Here is a 20,993-nt window from a genome sequence, read left to right as displayed (position 1 = left end):
GCGCACAGTGTGCGCCCCTACAGATGCCGCTTATCCCTATTTTTGCTTTATTATGTTGCAAGTTTCTTCGGTCCCTTCTTTTCAAAGAAGGAACAAAACACTCCCGCAACAAACGCGGGGACAAACAGCAGTGCCAGCAGTTGGCCGGCGGCGGGGATAAAGCGCAGATACCACGGGGTGTCCGGGTTCAGCGTCACACCAGTGAAAAGCGTCGGCACGCCGCCTACGCTGTCGGGGTCGATGCGCAGGCCCGTGACCCACTGGTCGCCCAGATCGAACGTGTACACGCCGGAGGCAGTGACTTTGGCGTAGACTTTCTGCGCCTCGGTGTAGTCGGTCTGGCCGGGCTTGAGATAGTACAGCGCCACGCCACCCGGGGGCAGGCGGTGCGCAGCATCCAGCTCCACTGTTTCAATATAACCCTGCCCCTGCCAGTAGATGTGGGGGTCGCTGTCGGTAGAAAGATACCAGTTGGGATCGTCGTCCGGGGCGGTCCACCACTCGTTGCTGGAATAGGCGGCAAAACTCTCGGTGGTAAGCTCGTCCGGTGCCAGCGTGACCTGGGGCATTTTGCCCTGCATTTTGTAGTTCAGCATCACGGCACTGCCCGCCAGGCAGCGCACCAGCCACAGCACCACCGCCAGCAGGTAAGCCAGCACCAGCGTTTGACGCGGGTTGAAGAGCGCTTTTTTCTGCATTATTCCACCCCGCTTTCTGCCACCGCGGCCAGCGTAAAGGGCACGGCGGCGTCTGCGCCCTCAAAGTGGTAGAGGGTCGCGGGCATGTCAGCGGTCAAGCCGCCCTCAAAATAGGGGCTGAACTCCCGCTGCAGGTAGTCATCGGCACGGTCAATGAGCAGATAATCGCAGTCTTTCTCCTGCATATAGGCCACCAGCGTGGCGGGCACGCAGACGGCTTTATAGTCGTACAGCGTCCAATTTTCGCTTTCGACCAGGTTCATAAAGTCGCTGTCCCAGCGATCCTGGGTCTCGCCCAAACGACCGTAAAAGCCGCCGAAGCCGTTGACCACCTGGGCCGTCAGCTCGTAGCGGTAGTAGTACCAGCGGGTGGCGTCGTCACCCTGGCTCAGCACCAGCACACGGTCGGGCCAATCCAGCACCGTATTCATCGTGTCAGCGCGGTCTTGCACGTCAGCACGCAGGGTGTACAGGCTGTCGGCATCCGACCAGAAGCCTGCCGCCGGGATGCCCCGCCAGCAGAAGATACCCACCACAGCGGCGGCCGCACAGGCCAGCACACAGCGGCTCCACCGGGCGGCAGCACTGCGGGCCAGCAGACAGAGCATAGCCAGCATCCACGCCTGGTAGTAGGGGCTTAAATAGCGGTCGTAGTCCTTGAGGGCCAGGCCCTCCACGTCCGAGAAATTGTAGTAATACAAAATGAGGTGGAACGCATACAGCGCGGCGAAGCAGAACGCGAATGCCAGATGCGCCATCAGTACACGGCGGCGGGCCGGGCCTTTTTCGGCGGCAAAAAACGCCGCTGCTGCGACCATGGTAATAACCGCCACCGCCATGATGCCGCCGCCCAGCAGGCAGATGCGCCGGGTGAAGAAAGCATTCCCCATGGCGGCCATAATTTGCGCAAACTTGTCATCGCGGCCAATGCCCAGCAGCTGCTTTACGCCGCCCGTCAGCACCGCGCCGTAGCTTAAGCCCGCGCTGCCCACGCTGGCGCCGGTGTCCACCGTGGGGGTCACGGCGGCGGTGTAGCGGCTCCAGCTTGCAAAGGTGGCCACCACGCAGACGGCCAGGCCGCCAGCGCGCAGAAACGCACGCGGGAACGATTGTTTGATTGGTTTATCGGCGGTGACCAACTGGTCAAGGCCGATCAAAAAGGCGGCGATCAGCCCGTAGGCAAAGCAAATATCTTTCGTCAGGGTCAGCAGCATCAGCGGCAGAGCCGTCAGCCAGAATGCCCGCCTGCGGTGCCCTACAGAATAATACAGGCAGAGTGCCCCGCCAAACAGCATCGCCAGCGGCAGGTCCGCCATGGCGTTGGCATACTGCGGCGCATAGCTGCCCGCCGGATTGTTGGAGAAGAAGAACGGCAGCACAAACCCGGTCCCGAACACAAGGATGCCCCCCGCCCACTGCGGGCGAGGCAGAGCCGAAGCTGCCGCCACACAGGCCAGAGCCAGGGTGTCCAGCGCGGCCAGGCAGGCCCACTCAGCCCACGAACCAAAGGGCTGGAACAAGAACGTCACCAGGCTGGTGGCCGGGTAGGTAAAGCTGGCTTTCAGGTTGACGGGATCGGCCACATAAAACGCGGCGCGCTCCACCACCATTTTGGGCGCAAGGCCCCAGGCGGTGAACTCGTCCCACTGGGTAAACATGGGCCGGTGCAGGGCAAACAGGCACCAGATAAACGCAGCACCACCCAAAAACAGCGCAAAGCCGGGGCGGGTCAGGGCGGTTTTCACCGCCGTTCCCACACCTGCCGGGCGCAGGCGAACAACGCCCACAACCACCGCAGCACCCAACAGCAGCACAGCTGCCGCCGCGCCAATGCGCAGATTGCCCAGCATGCCAAACGGGTACAGCACCAGCGCGGCGGTGCTGAGCAGCGGCAGCGGCAGTAAAGCGGCGTCACAATCCAAAAGGGCGGCCAGCACCGCACCGGCACCCGCCAGCAGAACCAGCAGGAACAGCCCCCAGGCCAAGGTCAGCACAGTACAAGTCACCCCCTGTAGTTATTGATAAATGACGTAGACAGGTCCAATAAAGTAATGCTGAAAGAGCAGCACCGCCCCCGCAAAGGCGTACCAGCCGCACAGCGGCAGGGCCAGGGCCTCTCCCCTTTCGGCGGTCAGGGCCGGTTTTAACGCGCGGCGGATCAGCGCCGCCACGCCCACAGCCAGCAGCAACCAGACGGGCAGGAAGTACCGCGTTTGCAGACCCACGATGCGCACCATGCCCACCGGCGTGTAGGTGATGTACATGGCGGTCATGGCGCCCACAGCGTAGACGGCGGCGAACACGCTCAGCCAGCCGTTGCGGCGGCGGCCCAAGGCGTTCGTCTTCGGGGCGCAGAGCAGCGCGGCAGCCAGCAGCACCATTGGGCCGGTCAGGTTGAGGAACGCGACGGGCATATCCTTCCAGCCGAAAAGCCCCAGCTGGCCCAGGAAACCATCATTCTCATAGAGTGTACCCAACAAAACCGCGATATAACGCAGCGGATTTTTCAGCACAAACAAAAGCTGTGCCCCGCCGTTGACGGTGCTGCCACCCTGCCGGGCGATAGTGCCGTAATTATGACGAAGCAGCGTGCCATATTGTTCCACAATTTGGGTCAGCAGCAGTGCGCCCGCCAGCGTGCCCACGGTGTACCACGCGCGGTTGAGTCTGGCTTTCCACTCGCCCCTGCGCACGACCACCAGCGGCAGCACCACCCACAGCAGGTTGATGTAGGGCTTGGTGCCGTTGGCAAACACGCAGGCGGCCGTGTAAACAGCGGCGGTGCGGCTGTCCCATTCCGGGCAGGTCAGCAGCGCCAGCATCAGATAATAGCACGCCAACAACGCCGCATCGTAACTTAACGAAGCCCCCATGTACAACGACATGGGCAGCAGCATCACGGCCAAGAACGCCGGGCGGCACTTTTTGGCGCTGCGCAGCGCCGCGTAACACAGCAGCGTGTAGACCAGCAGGTTCATCAGCCGCCCGCCGTACAGGCAGCCCAGCGCGCCAAACCCAAACAGCCGTGCCAACGCCATGCCCAGTGCCCCGGGCAGGAACGGCAAAATCAGAAAGCTGATGGGTTCGGCGACGGAATCTGCCGCAGAATCGCGCTTTTCCCAGTTGATGTACTGGGTAAAGCTATCCCAGATGCTCTCCACCCGGCCGTCTTTGCCATACTGTTTTAAGGCGTAGCCTGCGGTGTTGTAGGGCTGCTCGGCGTTCGTGTCAGGGTCAGTGCCCAGGCCCGCCGAGGTGTGGGCATTGACCCACGCACCAGGGAAGGCGTCCATCAGCTCGTTGACATCCTCGGGGTAGCTTCGCTTAGCGTCAAAGTCAAAGCGGCCCATAGAGATAGCGTAGGTCCGCAGATAATGGTCGGTTTCATCGGGCGTTTGCAGGGGCGGATTGGCAAAGGCGAACAGCGCTCCGCACAGCAAAATGCAGCAAGCCCCCCGCTTGGCGAAGTCCTTACAATGCCGCAGCAGCAGCGCCGCCGCACCCGCCGCCAGGGCCAGCACCACGCAAAGGCCGGTGATCTGCAGCGGCGGCACACCCCGGGCATCCAGCCCGTAAAAGACACGCCAGTAGTAGCTGACGATGACGCCCGCCACGGCGCACAGCCCCAACACGAAAGCCCACCGTGCGGCGGGGTGCCATACGGTGGGTGAAAATTTGCGTTTGTTTGACGAATTTTCCATAGATTACAGGATATACTGGCCGACCTTGTACTGGTCCAGGTTGCCGCGCAGGAACTCGATGGTAGCGGCAAGGCCCTGCTCAAAGGTGTACTGGGGCGCCCAGCCGGTCAGGTTGCGCAGCTTGGTGGAGTCGCCCAGCAGGCGGTTGACTTCGCTCTTTTCGGGGCGCAGGCGCTCGGCCTCGCAGACGATCTTGGCGTTGGGGTTGATCTGGGCGATCAGCTCGTTGGCCAAGTCACCGATGGAGTGCTCCACGCCGGTGGCAATGTTCAGCTCCTGACCAATGGCGGCATCGCAGTCCGCGATGGTCATAAAGCCGTTGGCGGTGTCTTTGACATAGTTGAAGTCGCGGGTCGGGGTCAGGCTGCCGAGTTTGATCTCAGTCTGGCCCGCCAACAGCTGGGTGATGATGGTAGGGATGATGGCGCGGCCGCTCTGGCGCGGGCCGTAGGTGTTGAAGGGGCGCACGATAGTGACGGGCAGGTCGAAGCTGCGGTAGAAGCTTTCGGCCAGGCGGTCAGCACCGATTTTAGTAGCCGAGTAGGGGCTTTGACCCTGGAAGGGGTGCTTTTCGTCGATGGGCACATACTGAGCTGTGCCGTAGACCTCGCTGGTGGAGGTGACCAGCACGCGCTGGGTGTCCAGCTCGCGGGCGGCGTTCAGGACGTTGAGGGTGCCCTTGATGTTGGTGTCCACGTAGCTGTCCGGGCTGTGGTAGGAGAACGGAATTGCGATGAGGGCGGCCAGGTGGAAGACACGCTCCTGCCCGCGCATGGCGGTGCGCACGCCGTTGGGGTCACGCACGTCGCCCATGAAGATGTCGATCTCGTTGCGGATCTCCGGCGGCAGGGTGTCGATCCAGCCCAGCGAGCCGAAAGAGTTATACAGGCAGAAGGCGCGAACTTTTTCGCCGCGCTTGACAAGTTCTTCGGTGAGGTGGCTGCCAATAAAGCCGTCTGCACCGGTAACCATTACGGTATGTGCCATTGTTTGCTCCTTACTTCTATAAAGGGTCGTCCAGAAGGTGGATTCCCCCACAATTTCAATTATTACAAAATAGTATAACCGATTTCGGCAAAGATTTCAACTATAAAGTAAAAGCCCGCCGGGGCGGGGCGTTGTCCCCTACCAGGCGGGCATGATTTTGTGGTAACTTTCCCAAAGGCCTATCGGCTGACAGCTCCCTTTACACAAGGGAGCCTTTATACCGTGCAACCCGTTCGTGGGTCTATTACATTAAAAGTTCTTTTGGTTACTTTTCTTTCAAGAAAAGTAACAATTAAACAATTAGATAATCTCCACTTTCTCCATCACGACCGGCGTGCGGGGTTTGTCGTTCCAGTCGGTGGAAACGGCGGCGATCTCGTCGACGACGTCCATGCCGGAGACCACGTGGCCGAAGGCAGCGTAGCCGCCGTCCAGGTGGGGTGCATCCTGGTGCATGATGAAGAACTGGCTGCCGGCGGAGTTCGGGTCCATAGCGCGGGCCATGCTGATGACGCCGCGGGTATGTTTAATGGGGTTGACGACGCCGTTCTGCAGGAACTCACCCTTGATGTGCCAGCCTGGGCCGCCCATGCCGGTGCCCTCGGGGCAGCCGCCCTGGATCATAAAGCCGGGGATGACGCGGTGGAAGGTCAGGCCGTTGTAAAAGCCCTGCTTGACCAGCTTCTCAAAGTTTTCGCAGGTGATGGGAGCTGCCTTGGGGTCCAGCTCAATGTCGATGGTCTTGCCGTTCTGCATCGTGATACGGATCATGTTGTTGTCTCCTTTTCGTTGGCGGGGTCGCTGGCGGGTGTCACGCAACCCTCGGTATAACTCATACTGCCGATTTTCTCAGCAAATTCGGCTTCGGTGTACTTGTCCAGCCAAAGCAGCAGGGCTGCGCCCATAAACTCCTCGCTGCGGCGCTCGGCCTTGGGCAGCAGGGCAAACACGCCGCCGGTATGCTCGGTGCCGGTAAAGGGGTCGGTCCAGGCGTCCGGCATGTCGGGGGCCAGCTTGCGGGGCGAGATATGCCCCGTTATGAACCCGCGCCCGCCGAAGAGCGGCTCCACCAGCCAGAAGAACCCGCGCTTCAGCGGATTTTTTGTGGGGAACAGCCCGCGCAGCACCTTGGTGTGGTAGAACGCATCGGCCAGGTACTCCACCGAGACATCCACACCGTAGACTTCCAGCAGGCATGTGTGCAGCAGCGCCGTAATGTCGGCCAGTTCCTCACCGGTGGGCAGGGGGCTGACATCGTTGACGGGCACCAGCGCACTGCCGGTGTCCTCCTCGTGCAGGGCGGAGTCCAGCGCGATCTCCAGGTAGCCGTGCCCTCCGGGGCCCGCGTAGGGCTGGCCGGGCTGGCACATGGCGTACACGAAGGGATGCACCACCGTGTCGGCGGCGTAGTGGCTTAAAAAGCCCAGGGCATACTCCACCTGGGGGCGGCTTTTTACGTGGCGGCACAGGCAGCGCAGAAATTCGCCGGTCTTTTCCTCGTGCATGCGGTTGCCCAGGGTGGGCAGGTCAAAGTGGCGCTTGGCGCGCTTTTTCCACACCTCATAGCAAAAGAAACTGTCCGGCCCGTTGGCGCCCGCCGCAAAGGCAGCGGGGCACTGCACCTTATAATGGATGGCCGCCGCGGCCTTTTGCGCCGTGCGCACATGGGTATAGCCTTCCGGCATGATGGTTCACTTCCTGTTGTTCAGCATGCAAACTATTGTAAGCTTTCAGGCGCGCTTTGTCAAATCTTGCGCTGGTCGCCTTTCAGGGTGCGGGGCAGCACGGCAAAGTAGAGCACCGCACCCGCGATGATGATGAGGATGACCGACAAAATGCCGTAGGGGCCGGCAGCCTTGTTGATGGCGTCTACCTGCTCAGCCGTGGCGGTCACGGCGGTCAAGCCCTGGGCGGCCATCATTTTGCTGGCAGCAAAGGCGCTGACGACACCCACCAGTGTGGGGCCGAGGATGGAGGAAAACTTACCGAAAATATCAAAGAAACCGAAGAACTCACCGCTGCGGGCCTTGTCCGGGATGAGCTTGCCGAACATCGAGCGGGAAAGTGCCTGGATGCCGCCCTGGCTGGTGGCGCAAAGCACGGCCAGCATCCAGAACTGCCACAAGCTGTTCATAAAGTACGCAAAGATGCAGATAAACATGTACACGCAGATACCCACGCCCACCATGGTGCGCGCGCCGAACTTGGCGGCCAACTTCATGTACAGCAGGCAGAAGGGCAGGCCCAACACCTGCACCAGCAGCAGAGCCAGCAGCATACCGGCGGAATCCAGCCCCAGGTTGGTGCCGTAGCTGGTGGACATGCTGATGATGGTATGCACGCCGTCGATGTAGAAAAAGTACGAAAGTATGTACACCAGCATGGGCTTATCCGCGCCGATCTCCTTCATGGTGGTGAACACGTTTTTGATGCTGGCGCCGATGTCGCCCTTCTCGTAGGGTTTGCCGGTGGTCTGCTCGCAGTTTTTCAGCAACGGCAGGCTGAACACCAGCCACCATACGGCGGTGATGGCAAAGATGATGGCCAAACTCGTCAGCATCGGCACGCCGACAGCGTTCATGATGAGGAAGATCAGCAGCGGGATGGTGGAGCCGCCGATGTAGCCCAGGCCGTAGCCAAGCGTGGAGACGGAATCCATGCGGTCCTCGGTGGTAACGTCAGTCAAAAAGGCGTCGTAATAAATGCAGGAGGCGTCAAAGCCGATGGTGCTTAAAATGTACAGCACCAGCACCAGCATGGCCACCTTACCGGCGACAGCGGTGGAGGAGGTAAAGTCCATCAGCGGCGTAAAGGCCAGGCCTGCCACCGAGACAACGCCCAGCAGTAAAAAGGCAGTAAACAGCTTTTTGCGCATGCCGCGGATGTCGCCAAACACGCCCAAAAACGGCGCGGCCAGGGCGACGATGGCCATGGCAATGCTGGTGGCATAGCCCCAGATGGACATACTGGAAACGCTGTCCGCCGTGCAGCTGGCCACCGAGTCAAAGAAGATGGGCAGGATGGTAACGACGATGACCGAGTGGGCGCTGTTGGCCCAGTCGTACATCATCCAGCTGATCTCCTGCTTGGTAAATTTTTTCAAGAAGCCCATGGTAGGTTCCCCCTGCTGGTTATTGCACGCATTTTCGTTACGTGTATAAATATTGTACCATGTACCCGCCCCAAAAACAACACACCCCGCCAGGGTTTTGGTCAGCGGGGTGTAAAACTTTTGTCATTTTTTTGTGGCAGGTTGTATACTATTTGGCACGCAGCTGCCAGAAGGCCACGGCGCTGGCGGCGGCTACGTTTAGGCTGTCCACGCCGTGCTGCATGGGGATCATAACGGTGTAATCGCACCGGGCGATCGTGTTGGCGGCCAGACCGTCGCCCTCGGTGCCCAGCACGATGGCCAGCTTGTCCTCGGCCTGCAAAACCGGGTCCTCCACGCTGACGGCGCGGTCGTCCAGCGCCATGGCGGCGGTCTTAAAGCCCAGTTTGTGCAGGCGGTCCATACCGGCCGCGGGCCATTCGGTGTTTTTCTCCCCCAGCCGTGCCCAGGGCACCTGGAATACCGTGCCCATGCTGACCCGCACCGCACGGCGGCAGAGCGGGTCGCAGCAGGAGGGCGAGAGAAGCACGGCGTCCATGCCCAGTGCAGCGGCACTGCGGAAGATAGCCCCAATGTTGGTGGAGTCAACGATGCCTTCCAGCACAGCCACGCGGCGGGCGGTCTGGCACAATTCCTCGACGGTATGCTGTTTCGGGCGGCGCATGGCGCACAGCACCCCCCGGGTCAGGGCGTAGCCAGTCAGCGTTTGCAGGGTCTCGCGGGGGGCGGTGTACACGGGGGTATCGGGGCAGCGGGCCAGCACGGCGGCGGCCGAACCTTCGATGTGGGGGCGCTCCATTAAAAAGGAAAGCGGCACACAGCCCGCGTCCAGCGCGGTGCCGATGACCTTGGGGCTTTCGGCGATGAAGATGCCCTTTTCCGGTTCCAGCTTGTTGCGCAGCTGCGCCTCGGTCAGTTTGGTATACACGGCCAGCTCCGGCGCGGAGAGGTCGGTGATTTCGATGATGGTGGGCATGGGAAGGCTCCTTTACGGGGGTTTTATTCCTTCTTTGAAAAGAAGGAACCGAAGAAACTTTTAAACAAATAATACCGCAAACCCGCCCCAAACGCAACCCACAAAAACACCGCCGCACCCGGACTTGGCGTACCGGGTGCGGCGGCTATTAAATCCCTATTCCCTCTAAAAACTGTTTACAAATTACTCAACCGCGTTCAAAGCCTGGTCCAGATCGGCGAGGATGTCGTCGATATGCTCGGTGCCGATGGACAGGCGGATGGTGTTCTCGTGGATGCCCACATCCTCCAGCTCCTCGGGGGACAGCTGGGCGTGGGTGGTGGTGGCCGGGTGGATGACCAGGCTCTTCACGTCAGCGACATTGGCCAGCAGCGAGAAGATCTTCAGGTGGTCGATGAACTCAAAGGCTTCCTTCTGGCCGCCCTTGATGTCGAAGGTGAAGATGGACGCACCGCCGTTGGGGAAGTACTTCTCGTACAGGGCGTGGTCGGGATGGTCCGGCAGGCTGGGATGATTGACGTGGGCCACCTTCGGGTGATGGTTCAGGAACTCCACGACCTTCTTGGTGTTCTCGTTGTGGCGATCCAGACGCAGAGACAGGGTCTCGGTACCCTGCAGCAGCAGCCAGGCGTTGAACGGACTGATGCAGGCGCCGGTGTCACGCAGGATGATGGCGCGGACGTAGGTAACAAAGGCGGCGGGGCCGGCAGCGTCCACGAAGCTGACGCCGTGATAGCTGGGGTTCGGCTCGGAGAAAGCAGGGAACTTGCCGCTGGCCTTCCAGTCGAACTTGCCGGAATCGACGATGATGCCGCCCAGGGTGGTGCCGTGGCCGCCGATGAACTTGGTGGCGGAGTGAACAACAATGTCAGCGCCGTGCTCAATGGGGCGGATCAGGTACGGGGTGCCGAAGGTGTTGTCGATGACCAGGGGCAGGCCGTGCTTGTGGGCAATCTCGGCAATGGCGTCAATGTCGGGAATGTCAGAGTTGGGGTTGCCCAGCGTCTCCAGATAGATGGCGCGGGTGTTGTCCTGAATTGCGCCCTCGACCTCGGCCAGATTGTGGGCATCCACAAAGGTGGTGGTCACGCCGAAAGCGGGCAGGGTGTGCTCCAACAGGTTGGAGGTACCGCCGTAGATGGTCTTCTGGGCGACGATGTGACCGCCGTTCTGGGCCAGGGCCTGGATGGTGTAGTTGATGGCGGCAGCACCGGAAGCCACCGCCAGGGCAGCCACGCCGCCCTCAAGGGCTGCGATGCGCTTCTCGAACACATCCTCGGTGGTGTTGGTCAGACGGCCGTAAATGTTGCCGGCGTCCTTCAGGTCGAAGCGGTCAGCGGCGTGCTGGGCGTTATGGAACACGTAGGAAGTGGTCTGGTAAATAGGCACGGCGCGGGAATCGGTGACGGGGTCAGCCTGCTCCTGGCCAACATGCAGCTGCAGGGTCTCAAAATGGTATTTACGCTCGCTCATGATAAAATCCTCATTTCTGTTATTTTTTATTTGTGATGATTGTTTCGTGCTGTGAAAGCCTCCCTCTGCGAGGGAGGTGACCCGAAGGGCCGGAGGGAGAGACATTTTCTTTAACTGCTACTAAATCGTAGGCTCTCTCCCCCACCCTCTCCCAGAGGGGGCCAATGCGGCAACCGGGCAAATAAAAATGCCCGAAGGCTATAGATATAGCTCCCGGGCAGAAAAAACAGTCCAACACCGTTTTACCGGCAATGCAAAGCGCTGCGCGCCCCGCACCAGGCCAGTTCTGCCCGGGAGCCGCACATTCGTCCACAACGGAAATTCTGCCGCAGCAGGCTGCCGAACACAGTAGTCATACGCTTTGCACCTCCTTTTTGTAAGCACATACAGGGTTCTCGCAAGAACAAACCTATGTGATTTGTAGGTTGTTTGTATCATATCATGGATAAACCGCCTTGTCAATAGGAAAATAGGATTTTTACGCAAAAAATGGCAGTGCCGGAAGGGGGCTTTCACGGCTCATTTAACAACTAACGTTAACTCAGAGGTGGGGCGGGGGTGTGTTAAAGCTCCGGCCTCTGTTGAATCTGCCACGCAAAAAGGAGGGGACTTGCCCCCTCCCTGCGATACCTATTTATATTCACAAAATCGTGCCGCCGCCGACTACTACGTCGCCATCGTACAGCACCACGGCCTGGCCGCGGGTGATGGCGCGCTGCGGCTCATCGAATTCCACTTCCACCTTGCCGTCCGGCAGCGGGCGCACGGTGGCGGGCTGCTCGGGCTGGCGGTAGCGGGCCTTGGCCTTTACACGCATGGGGGCGGTCAGCTCGGGGATAGAGATCCAGTTGAAGTCCCCGGCTACCAGCGTGGTGGTGAACAGTTCGCTCTCGGGGCCGACAGTGACGGTGTTTTTCTCCATGTCCTTATCGCAGACGTAAACCGGCGCACCCAGAGCCAACCCCAGGCCCTTGCGCTGGCCGTTGGTGTAGCGCACGGCGCCGTGGTGGCGGCCCACCACCTTGCCGGTGGTATCGATAAAATCGCCGTCCGGGTAAAATTTGCCGGTGTATCGTTCCATAAAACCGACATAATCACCGTCCGGCACAAAGCAGATGTCCTGGCTGTCGTGCTTGTGGGCGTTGCAGAAGCCGGCCTTCTCGGCCAGCACACGGATGCTGGGCTTGTCCATGCCGCCTAAGGGAAACCTGGTGTGGGCCAGCTCGTCCTGGGTGAGGACATACAGCACGTAACTTTGGTCTTTTTCACCGTACAGCGCCTTTTTCAGCAGCCAGCGGCCGGTGTCGGGGTCCTGCTCGATGCGGGCATAGTGGCCGGTAACGACATAATCCAGGCCGTGCTCCCGGGCGAAGGCCAGCATTTTATCAAACTTCATGTAGCGGTTGCAATCGATGCAGGGGTTGGGCGTTCCGCCCGCTTCATACGTAGCTATGAACTTTTTGATGACCTTCTCGCGAAATTCATCGGTGTAGTTGATGACCTCAAAGGGAATATCCAGCTGGAAAGCCACGTCGGCGGCGTCCTCCACATCTTTGGCTGAGCAGCAGGTGTGGAAGCCGCATTGGCCCAGGTCCTCATTCTGGTACAGGCGCATGGTAGCGCCCATGCAGCGGTAGCCCGCCTGCTTCATCAGGTAGGCAGCAACAGAGCTGTCCACGCCGCCGCTCATGGCGATCAGCGCGCCGGGTGTATTTTCCATAGGGAACCCTCCTAAATCATGCAAAAAAGGGGCAGACATGGGTCTGCCCCTTGCATTATAGCAAATTATTCAGTTAGATGCAATCAGTCTGCAAACAACGGGGTGGACAGGTAGCGGTCGCCGGTATCGGGCAGCAGGGCCACGATGATCTTGCCGGCGTTCTCGGGGCGCTTGGCCAGCTCGATGGCAGCCCAGACAGCAGCGCCGGAGGAGATGCCCACCAGGACGCCCTCCTTGTGGCCGACCAGCTTGCCGGTGGTGAAAGCGTCCTCGTTGGCAACGGGGATGACCTCGTCGTAGATCCTGGTGTCCAGCACGTCGGGCACAAAGCCAGCGCCGATGCCCTGGATCTTGTGGGCACCGGCAACACCCTTGCTCAGCACAGGAGAGGTGGCAGGCTCAACAGCCACAACCTTGACGTTGGGGTTCTGGCTCTTGAGATAGTCGCCGACACCAGTCACGGTGCCGCCGGTGCCGACACCGGCAACGAAGATGTCGACCTTACCGTCGGTGTCCTCCCAGATCTCGGGGCCGGTGGTTGCCTTGTGGGCGGCGGGGTTGGCCGGATTGACGAACTGGCCGGGCACAAAGGCGTTGGGGATCTCCTTAGCCAGCTCGTCAGCCTTGGCGATGGCACCCTTCATGCCCTTGGCGCCGTCGGTCAGAACCAGCTCAGCGCCATAGGCCTTCATCAGCTGGCGGCGCTCCACGCTCATGGTCTCGGGCATGACGATGATGATGCGGTAACCGCGGGCAGCAGCCACGGAGGCCAGGCCGATGCCGGTGTTGCCGGAGGTAGGCTCGATGATGACAGAGCCGGGCTTGAGGACGCCCTTGGCCTCGGCGTCATCGATCATGGCCTTGGCGATACGGTCCTTGACAGAGCCGGCCGGGTTGAAGTACTCCAGCTTAGCCAGGATCTTGGCCTGCAGGCCCTCGGCAGCCTCGATATGAGTGAGTTCCAGCAGCGGGGTATGGCCGATCAGCTGGTCAGCGGAAGTGTAGATTTTGCTCATGGTGGTGTCCTCCTAATTTATATAAGGTAATTGTTTATGTTATTGTATGTTCATAAAGGCTCCCTCTGCGAGGGTGACTCCCCACAGTGCGGGGAGATGTCGCGAAGCGACAGAGGGGGGCCTATGGCTAAACGGCTGCTATCAACATCGAAACATGGAATTCGTTTTCATATATTCATACCTCACTTGTAGGTTGATTGGATTGTACCGCATAATTCCCTATTTGTCAATAGGGTTTGAGGGAATTTTTGCAGAAATATTTTGCCCGCCCCTGTTGCATTCCCATTTACCGACCTGTATAATAGGAATATAGAACAAAGGAGTACCACACATGATGATTTCAACGAAGGGCCGTTATGCGCTGCGGGTCATGGTCGATATTGCCGAGAGCCAGCGCGATGGCTATATCCCCTTAAAAGAGATCGCCTATCGGCAGGACATCTCGGAAAAATATCTGGAGGCCATCGTAAAAGGGCTGGTGAAGGAGCGTTACCTCACCGGCCTGCGGGGCAAGTCCGGCGGTTATCGGCTGACCCGTGCGCCCGAGGATTACACCGTGGGCGCCATCCTGCGCATTACCGAGGGCAGCCTGGCCCCTGTGGCCTGCCTGGAGCAGGAGCATGTGGACTGCCCCCGCATGGCGGACTGCCGCACCCTGCCCATGTGGCGCAAGCTGAACACGATGATCCAGGACTTTTTCGACGGCATCACCCTGGCCGACCTGATGGACACGGATCAGGTGGGGAACGATTACGTTATTTGATATGGAAAGGCTCCCTCTACGAGACAGCCTCCCCCCACCCGCTTCGCGGGAACCCCCTCCCAGAGGGGGCCTTTTTTATCGGCATCCAATCCCCCTTTTTTTGTCTCATTTGACAGTTTTCGACTTTTATTTACCGGTTTCTATTGCTTTTTTGTCACATCGTATACTATAATAAGGTATAAAACTGTTAAATTTACCGCAAAAGAAACTGGGGTACTGAATGAGCGATAAACAACGGATCTTAATAGCTGACGATTCAGAGATGAACCGCGCCATCCTTACCGAAATGCTGGGCGAGGAATACGAGATCCTGGAAGCAGAAAACGGACAGCAGGCCATCGAAATGATCGAGAAAAACAGCGGCATTGATCTGCTGCTGCTGGACATCATGATGCCGGTAAAAGACGGCTTCGATGTGCTGACTGCCATGAATCAATATCACTGGATCGACGAACTGCCGGTCATCATGATCTCGGCCGAAAACGCCACCTCTTTCGTAGAGCGCGCCTACAATCTGGGCGCGACCGACTATATCAGCCGCCCCTTTGATATGGCGGTGGTGCACCGCCGTGTGGTCAACACCCTGATGCTGTACGGCAAGCAGAAGCGCCTGATGCAGCTGGTGGCCGACCAGATCTACGAAAACGAAAAATCCAACTCGCTGATGATTACCATCCTCAGCCATATTGTCGAGTTCCGCAATGGCGAGAGCGGCATGCACGTGCTGCACATCCGCACCTTCACCGAGATGATCCTGCGCAAGCTCATCACGATGACCGACAAGTACCCGCTGACCGAGACGGAGATCAGCCTCATCACCATGGCGTCCGCCCTGCACGACATCGGCAAGATCAACATCCCAGAAACCATCCTGAACAAGCCCGGCAAGCTCACGCAGGAAGAGTTCGAGATCATGAAGACCCACACCACCATCGGTGATAAGATTTTGCACGAGCTGCCGTTCGAGCAGGACGCGCCGCTGGTCAAAACCGCGCGTCAGATCTGCCACTGGCACCACGAGCGCTACGACGGCCGCGGCTACCCCAACGGGCTGAAGGGCGACGACATCCCCATCGGTGCCCAGGCCGTAGCGCTGGCCGACGTCTACGACGCCCTGACCAGCGAGCGCTGCTATAAAAAAGCCTTTGACCATGATACCGCGCTGCACATGATCTTAAACGGCGAGTGCGGCGCCTTCAATCCCCTGCTGATGGAGTGCCTGGTGGAGATCAGCGAGGATCTGCGCAGCAAACTGCACAGCGGCGCGGTGGACCACGACTACCTGGCCGAAGCCCAGCAGATCTCCGCCAAGGTGCTGCACAACAGCAACCTGCCCGAGCAGGACAACACCAGCCGTGCGCTGTCGGCATCCTCCATCAAGACGGATTTCTTCCTCCACCACACCCACTCGGTGCAGTTCGACTACAGCGCCGCCACCAATGTGCTGACCCTTTCGGACTACGCGGCGCGGCATCTGCATGGCCCCCAGACCCAACAGCTGACCGAGGCGACCTCGCAGTATTTCTTCTCGCAGGATGATATGCGCAAGCTGCAAAAACTGTTGCATGCCACCACCCCGCAGAATCCCGAGGTAAAAATGCGCGCCCAGCTGCCGATGGACGGCAAGTACCGCTGGTTCCGCGTTTACGCCCGGGCCATCTGGTTGGACGATACCAACCCGGTCTATCTCGGCGCAGTGGGTGAATGTCACCCTGTGCAGAGCACAGAGCTGCCGGACAAGGGCGAGAATGTCAACCTGGTCACCACCGAGGGCGTACAGGCCATGATGCGCGGCATGGAACAGATCTTTGACGTAGTGCGCCTGGTGGATGTGAAAAAGAATACTGTATGGACTTTTGATGAAGCCGGCAAGTTAAAACCCACCAATCACCCCTGCCATGCGGTGTGGAACAAGAACCTGCCCTGCAGCAACTGTTCGTCCTTCCGCGCCTTTACCCAGCATAACCAGATCTCCAAGCTGGAGTTCAACGACGGCAAGGCCTATCAGGTGCTTTCCAAGTATATTGAGGTGGACGGCACCCCCTGCGTACTGGAACTGGTAAATAAGCTGAAAGAAAACCCGCTGCTGACCGTGGACGGCCGCAACCTGCTGAGCGATAACATGAGCGCCTACAGCCAGGCCCTCTACCGCGACCCCCTGACCAACGCCTACAACCGCCGCTATTACACCGAGCAGAGCGAGGCTTTCGCCAATGCCGAGGGCGTAGCGATGATCGACGTGGACAATTTTAAGGCCGTCAACGACACCTACGGCCACCAGGCCGGCGACGAAACGCTGCGTCTGATCGTGCGCGGCATTATCGACTGCATCCGGAGCAGCGACATCCTCATCCGCTACGGCGGGGACGAGTTTTTGCTGTTCTTCCCCAGCATCCCCTCGGACATTTTTGCTTCCCGCCTGGAGGAGATTCGCCGCCGGATGGAGAGCATCACCGTGCCGGGCTGCCCGAACTTCAAGCCCACCGTCAGCATTGGCGGCGTGTACGGTGCCCACCCGCTGGCCGATGCCATCCACCGTGCCGACCTGAAAATGTACGACGCCAAGCACGAGAGAAACCACGTGTCCGTGTCTATTTTACCCCCCCCCACAACGGGATTTTGATGTAGAATAAGGAAGTTTAAAAGGAGTATTCACGATCATGACCCTGCAGGAATTTTACACCCGCATTGGCGGCAATTACGATGACACTCTCCGCCGCATCCCCAGCGAAGCCCTCGTGCGCAAGTTTGTGCTGAAGTACCCCAACGACCCCAGCTTTGGCCAGCTGAAAGACGCCCTGGCCGCCCAGGATTGGGAGACCGCGTTCCGGGCTTCCCACACGCTGAAGGGCGTGGCCCAGAATTTGGGGATGGAGCATCTGTATCAGGTATCCTCGGCCCTGTGCGAGGCTGTGCGCGGCTCCAAGCCCCTGACCGACCCTGCCCTGTGGCCTCCCGTAGAGGAGGCCCATGCCCAGGTGTTGGCAGCGATCCAAGAACTGTAAGCACCTATAAGGCTCCTCTGTCGCTTCGCGGGAGCCTCCCTCCCAGAGGGGGCCATTCCTCTCTGTCAGGAGTGTTGCCACGATGAATGCCGCAGAACGTCCCTGCCTTCTGCACCTGGTCCTGGCCCTGGCGGCGGCGCTGTTGCTGCTGGGCGGCCTGTTCCTCTCCCCTGCCCTTGGCCTGCACCTGCTGATGGCCGAGGACAACGAGCTGAACCGGGAGATCGCCGTGACCCTGCTGGAAGAACAGGGTGCCGCCATCACCACCGCCGAGAACGGCCGCGAGGCTGTGGAGTTGTTCCAGAACGCGCCCCAGGGCACCTTTGACGCCGTGCTAATGGACGTGATGATGCCCGAGATGAACGGCCTGGAGGCCACCCGCGCCATCCGCGCCTTCGAGCATTGCCCGCCGGAGAGCGGCATCCCCATTATCGCCATGACCGCCAACGTTTTTGCCGACGACGTGAAAGCCTGCCTGGAAGCGGGCATGAACTCCCACGTAGGCAAACCGCTGGATATGCAGGTATTGGCGGCGGAGATCTGCCGCCAGGTGCGGCGCTACACCGCCCTGCTGGAGAGCGCAGACTTTACAAAATTAGGAAATTAAAAAGTTGGCGCTTTCCTATTGCAATCCGGCATCTGACAAGCGTATAATAAGTTGATTATTGTTGTAATCAGCGCCGCACAATTCCCGCCGTCTCGGCGCTAAGGATTGTGCGGCATTGTCTTTATGTGTAGAGGGAGGATGTATCATGGCAACGAAGTATATTTTTGTTACCGGCGGCGTCGTTTCCGGGTTGGGCAAGGGCATTACCGCCGCCAGCCTGGGCCGCCTGCTGAAGACCCGCGGCCTGAAAGTGGCAAGCCAGAAGCTGGATCCGTATATCAACGTGGATCCCGGCACGATGAGCCCGCTGCAGCACGGCGAGGTCTTTGTGACTGACGACGGCACCGAGACCGACCTGGACCTGGGCCATTACGAGCGTTTTACCGATGAAAACCTGAACAAATACTCCAACCTGACTACCGGCAAGGTCTACTGGAATGTGCTGAACAAAGAGCGCCAGGGTGCCTACCTGGGCCAGACTGTCCAGATCATCCCCCACATTACCAACGAGATCAAGAGCTACATCTACAACCTGGCCAAGAGCACCGAGGCCGACGTTGTCATCACCGAGATCGGCGGCACCACCGGCGACATCGAGAGCCAGCCCTTCCTGGAGGCCATCCGCCAGGTGGGCATTGAGCAGGGTCCCGAGAACTGCTGCTACATCCACGTGGTGCTGGTTCCCTATATTTCCGGTTCCGACGAGTACAAGTCCAAGCCGGCTCAGCACTCCTGCAAGGAGCTGCAGGGCATGGGTATCGCCCCCAACGTCATCGTGCTGCGTGCCGACGGCCCTGTTGGCAGCGACATCAAGCGCAAGATCAGCATGTTCTGCAATGTCCGCCCGGACTGCGTTATTGAGAACCTGACCATGCCCAGCCTGTACGAATGCCCGCTGATGCTGGAGGCCGCCGGCCTGACCAATGTGGTGGCCCGCCAGCTGCACCTGCAGACCCCGCCCACAGACCTGACCGAGTGGAAGGAACTGATCAGCCGCATTGCCACCCGCAGCCGCAACTGCAAGGTTGCCCTGGTGGGCAAGTACGTTAAGCTGCACGATGCCTACCTGAGCGTGATGGAGAGCCTGTACCACGCCGGTTTCGAGAACGAGAGCAAGGTCGAGATCAAGTGGGTGGACAGCGAGACTCTGGTGGACCAGGACCGCTGCGCCGAAGAATTTGCCGATGTGGACGGCATCATCGTGCCCGGCGGCTTCGGTGACCGCGGCATCGAGGGTATGATCCAGGCCGCCCAGTACGCCCGTGAGAACCGTATGCCCTACTTTGGCATCTGCCTGGGCATGCAGATCATGGTGATGGAGTACGCCCGCAACGTGCTGGGCTACGCCGATGCCAACTCCAGCGAGTTTGCCCCCGAGGGCCAGCACAATGTAATTGACCTGATGCCGGACCAGCAGGGCGTGGAAACCAAGGGCGGCACGATGCGCCTGGGCAAGTACCCTTGCACCATCACCCCCGGCACCAAGATGGCCGAGTGCTACGGCACGCTGGAGATCGACGAGCGCCACCGCCACCGCTATGAATTCAACAACGAGTTCCGCGCCGAGTTCGAGGAGAAGGGCCTGGTCATTGCCGGCACCAGCCCCGACGGCCGCCTGGTAGAAGCTGTGGAGATTCCGGGCCGGGACTTCCACCTGGGCGCCCAGTTCCACCCCGAGTTCAAGAGCCGCCCGAACCGCGCTCACCCGCTGTTCAAGGGTTTCATTGCCGCTTCCCTGAAGTACCAGAACGAGCATACCCCCACCGACCATCCGGCTTCGATTGGGGAATAAGCACAACCTTTAACGCCTCCCTCTGCGAGACAGACTCCTCCGGCACGGGGGGAGATAGCACGAAGTGCCAGAAGGGGAGCCCCCCACCCAGAGGGGGCCGCACAAACGGCATTCTGCCCCCTTTACACAAGGGGGCCTTTTCATTTCCCGCAAAAAATTTAAAAAAATTTCCCTCTTCCTGCAACAATTCTGACACATCCGTCGTTTATAACTATAGAAGCTTCTGAAATACTGCCCTGTAAAGCAAGCGAAAAACCACACAAATTCCCCTGCGAATGTCGAGAGTTTCTTGGTGTGTTTTTGTCTTGTTTTCGCCGGGTTTCCCGGCGTATAATGCTATATCATAGAATCCGCGGAAAGGCCTTTGCCCTGCGGTGTTCCAAAGGAGTTTTCTATGCGCAACTGGTGTGCGCGTCACCCCATCTACTTTATGGGGCTGTACGCATTGTTTTACTTAACCTTCTTCGCCCTGCTGGAGCGCACGATCCAGACCCCCGATCTGTGGGTTCACTGTCGGCTGGATGATCTGATCCCGTTCTGCAAGTACGCGATCATCCCCTATTCGCTGTGGTTTCCGTGGATCCCGTTTACCCTCTTTTTCATCCTGTATAAAGGGGAACGGTCGGACTTCTGGCGGTTATGTCTGCCGCTGTTTGCCGGCATGACGATGGCGCTCCTGTTTTACGCTATCGTACCCAACGGCCTGGCCCTGCGCCCCCGTTACGTACCCGGCAATGACATCTTTGCCAAAGCGGTGCAGTCGCTGTATCGCACCGATACGCCGATGAACGTCTGCCCGTCGATTCATGTGTTCAACTCGGTCACGCTGATGCTGGCTTACTACCGCACCCGCTGCTTCGATGCCCCGCGCCTGCGTTGGATGCGCCCCGCAGCCGCCGTGCTGTGCGTGTCCATCGCACTTTCCACCATGTTGTTGAAACAGCACAGCGTCATTGATGTGGTGTTTGGCATGCTGCTGGCTTTTGCCCTGGATGCCATTGCCACCGAGGTGCAGCGCAATCCTCAGCCCAGCCGCCGCAACCGCCGTGAACGCCAGCCCGAATGGTTGTAACTACTTCTTGAGCCTCCCTCTCACAGAGGAGGCCGCTTATAAAGATAAAAGTCTGCACGGTTTTAACGCCG

17 protein-coding genes are annotated in these 20,993 nt (G+C 59.5%); 6 read left to right on the top strand and 11 right to left on the bottom strand.

Features of this window, described 5'->3' with window-relative positions; all coding sequences use genetic code 11:
• Positions 1 to 50: 50 nt before the first annotated feature.
• The 11 genes from OGM81_08390 to cysK all read right to left on the bottom strand — a co-directional run bounded on the left by OGM81_08390 (position 51) and on the right by cysK (position 13,683).
• Positions 51 to 698 carry a hypothetical protein gene (locus OGM81_08390; GenBank protein UYJ42368.1) on the bottom strand — a complete coding sequence of 216 codons (648 nt, stop codon included), beginning with the start codon at positions 696 to 698 and terminating at the stop codon, positions 51 to 53.
• Entirely contained in the window at positions 698 to 2,692 is a 1,995-nt protein-coding gene (locus OGM81_08385) for a hypothetical protein (protein ID UYJ42367.1), read from the bottom strand. The genes OGM81_08390 and OGM81_08385 overlap by 1 nt, the downstream gene beginning before the upstream one ends.
• Before the next feature lie 21 nt (positions 2,693 to 2,713).
• Positions 2,714 to 4,330 (bottom strand): DUF2142 domain-containing protein, encoded by a 1,617-nt coding sequence (locus tag OGM81_08380; protein ID UYJ42366.1) that lies wholly within the window; start codon positions 4,328 to 4,330, stop codon positions 2,714 to 2,716.
• A 72-nt stretch (positions 4,331 to 4,402) separates the two neighbouring features.
• Positions 4,403 to 5,386 (bottom strand): NAD-dependent 4,6-dehydratase LegB, encoded by a 984-nt coding sequence (locus tag OGM81_08375; GenBank protein ID UYJ42365.1) that lies wholly within the window; start codon positions 5,384 to 5,386, stop codon positions 4,403 to 4,405.
• A gap of 300 nt (positions 5,387 to 5,686) precedes the next feature.
• Positions 5,687 to 6,157: a peptidylprolyl isomerase gene (locus OGM81_08370; protein UYJ42364.1), complete on the bottom strand. Its 471-nt coding sequence runs from the start codon at positions 6,155 to 6,157 to the stop codon at positions 5,687 to 5,689.
• Positions 6,154 to 7,071, bottom strand: a complete 918-nt coding sequence (locus OGM81_08365; GenBank protein UYJ42363.1) for a zinc dependent phospholipase C family protein — start codon at positions 7,069 to 7,071, stop codon at positions 6,154 to 6,156. Before OGM81_08365 ends, OGM81_08370 begins: the two co-directional genes overlap by 4 nt.
• A gap of 59 nt (positions 7,072 to 7,130) precedes the next feature.
• The gene (locus tag OGM81_08360) at positions 7,131 to 8,498 is read right to left on the bottom strand and encodes an MFS transporter (protein ID UYJ42362.1); all 1,368 of its coding nucleotides are present in this window, start codon (positions 8,496 to 8,498) and stop codon (positions 7,131 to 7,133) included.
• A gap of 148 nt (positions 8,499 to 8,646) precedes the next feature.
• Entirely contained in the window at positions 8,647 to 9,474 is an 828-nt protein-coding gene (locus tag OGM81_08355) for an RNA methyltransferase (protein ID UYJ42361.1), read from the bottom strand.
• Between the two features lie 183 nt (positions 9,475 to 9,657).
• The gene (locus OGM81_08350) at positions 9,658 to 10,947 is read right to left on the bottom strand and encodes an O-acetylhomoserine aminocarboxypropyltransferase/cysteine synthase (GenBank protein UYJ42360.1); all 1,290 of its coding nucleotides are present in this window, start codon (positions 10,945 to 10,947) and stop codon (positions 9,658 to 9,660) included.
• A gap of 640 nt (positions 10,948 to 11,587) precedes the next feature.
• Positions 11,588 to 12,667 (bottom strand): tRNA 2-thiouridine(34) synthase MnmA, encoded by a 1,080-nt coding sequence (mnmA, locus tag OGM81_08345; protein ID UYJ42359.1) that lies wholly within the window; start codon positions 12,665 to 12,667, stop codon positions 11,588 to 11,590.
• Between the two features lie 83 nt (positions 12,668 to 12,750).
• Complete coding sequence (gene cysK, locus OGM81_08340) at positions 12,751 to 13,683, bottom strand: cysteine synthase A (GenBank protein UYJ42358.1); 933 nt, start codon at positions 13,681 to 13,683, stop codon at positions 12,751 to 12,753.
• Positions 13,684 to 14,014: 331 nt separating this feature from the next.
• Between cysK and OGM81_08335 the strand changes: the two genes are divergently transcribed.
• The 6 genes from OGM81_08335 (at position 14,015) to OGM81_08310 (ending at position 20,922) form a co-directional block, all read left to right on the top strand.
• Positions 14,015 to 14,446, top strand: coding sequence for an RrF2 family transcriptional regulator (locus OGM81_08335; protein ID UYJ42357.1), 432 nt, complete (start codon positions 14,015 to 14,017; stop codon positions 14,444 to 14,446).
• A gap of 220 nt (positions 14,447 to 14,666) precedes the next feature.
• A complete protein-coding gene (locus tag OGM81_08330) occupies positions 14,667 to 17,069 on the top strand; it encodes a diguanylate cyclase (protein UYJ42356.1) in 2,403 nt (800 codons plus the stop codon).
• A gap of 37 nt (positions 17,070 to 17,106) precedes the next feature.
• Entirely contained in the window at positions 17,107 to 17,451 is a 345-nt protein-coding gene (locus tag OGM81_08325) for an Hpt domain-containing protein (GenBank protein ID UYJ42355.1), read from the top strand.
• 82 nt (positions 17,452 to 17,533) lie between these two features.
• Positions 17,534 to 18,058 carry a response regulator gene (locus OGM81_08320; GenBank protein UYJ42354.1) on the top strand — a complete coding sequence of 175 codons (525 nt, stop codon included), beginning with the start codon at positions 17,534 to 17,536 and terminating at the stop codon, positions 18,056 to 18,058.
• A 145-nt stretch (positions 18,059 to 18,203) separates the two neighbouring features.
• Positions 18,204 to 19,850 carry a CTP synthase gene (locus tag OGM81_08315; protein ID UYJ42353.1) on the top strand — a complete coding sequence of 549 codons (1,647 nt, stop codon included), beginning with the start codon at positions 18,204 to 18,206 and terminating at the stop codon, positions 19,848 to 19,850.
• Between the two features lie 394 nt (positions 19,851 to 20,244).
• Positions 20,245 to 20,922: a phosphatase PAP2 family protein gene (locus OGM81_08310; protein UYJ42352.1), complete on the top strand. Its 678-nt coding sequence runs from the start codon at positions 20,245 to 20,247 to the stop codon at positions 20,920 to 20,922.
• Positions 20,923 to 20,993: the final 71 nt, after the last annotated feature.

The sequence above is a fragment of the Oscillospiraceae bacterium genome (assembly GCA_025758045.1).
GTDB lineage: Bacteria > Bacillota > Clostridia > Oscillospirales > Ruminococcaceae > Gemmiger.
This window is presented reverse-complemented; position numbering and strand designations above follow the sequence as displayed.

What these genes read in the sequence shown, in the direction of transcription:
- OGM81_08355 (UYJ42361.1), bottom strand. Translation starts at nt 9,474, where the DNA reads ATGCCCACCATCATCGAAATCACCGACCTCTCCGCGCCGGAGCTGGCC.
- OGM81_08310 (UYJ42352.1), top strand. Translation starts at nt 20,245, where the DNA reads ATGCGCAACTGGTGTGCGCGTCACCCCATCTACTTTATGGGGCTGTAC.
- OGM81_08335 (UYJ42357.1), top strand. Translation starts at nt 14,015, where the DNA reads ATGATGATTTCAACGAAGGGCCGTTATGCGCTGCGGGTCATGGTCGAT.
- OGM81_08370 (UYJ42364.1), bottom strand. Translation starts at nt 6,157, where the DNA reads ATGATCCGTATCACGATGCAGAACGGCAAGACCATCGACATTGAGCTG.
- OGM81_08390 (UYJ42368.1), bottom strand. Translation starts at nt 698, where the DNA reads ATGCAGAAAAAAGCGCTCTTCAACCCGCGTCAAACGCTGGTGCTGGCT.
- mnmA (UYJ42359.1), bottom strand. Translation starts at nt 12,667, where the DNA reads ATGGAAAATACACCCGGCGCGCTGATCGCCATGAGCGGCGGCGTGGAC.
- cysK (UYJ42358.1), bottom strand. Translation starts at nt 13,683, where the DNA reads ATGAGCAAAATCTACACTTCCGCTGACCAGCTGATCGGCCATACCCCG.
- OGM81_08325 (UYJ42355.1), top strand. Translation starts at nt 17,107, where the DNA reads ATGACCCTGCAGGAATTTTACACCCGCATTGGCGGCAATTACGATGAC.
- OGM81_08320 (UYJ42354.1), top strand. Translation starts at nt 17,534, where the DNA reads ATGAATGCCGCAGAACGTCCCTGCCTTCTGCACCTGGTCCTGGCCCTG.
- OGM81_08360 (UYJ42362.1), bottom strand. Translation starts at nt 8,498, where the DNA reads ATGGGCTTCTTGAAAAAATTTACCAAGCAGGAGATCAGCTGGATGATG.
- OGM81_08365 (UYJ42363.1), bottom strand. Translation starts at nt 7,071, where the DNA reads ATGCCGGAAGGCTATACCCATGTGCGCACGGCGCAAAAGGCCGCGGCG.
- OGM81_08350 (UYJ42360.1), bottom strand. Translation starts at nt 10,947, where the DNA reads ATGAGCGAGCGTAAATACCATTTTGAGACCCTGCAGCTGCATGTTGGC.
- OGM81_08315 (UYJ42353.1), top strand. Translation starts at nt 18,204, where the DNA reads ATGGCAACGAAGTATATTTTTGTTACCGGCGGCGTCGTTTCCGGGTTG.
- OGM81_08375 (UYJ42365.1), bottom strand. Translation starts at nt 5,386, where the DNA reads ATGGCACATACCGTAATGGTTACCGGTGCAGACGGCTTTATTGGCAGC.
- OGM81_08330 (UYJ42356.1), top strand. Translation starts at nt 14,667, where the DNA reads ATGAGCGATAAACAACGGATCTTAATAGCTGACGATTCAGAGATGAAC.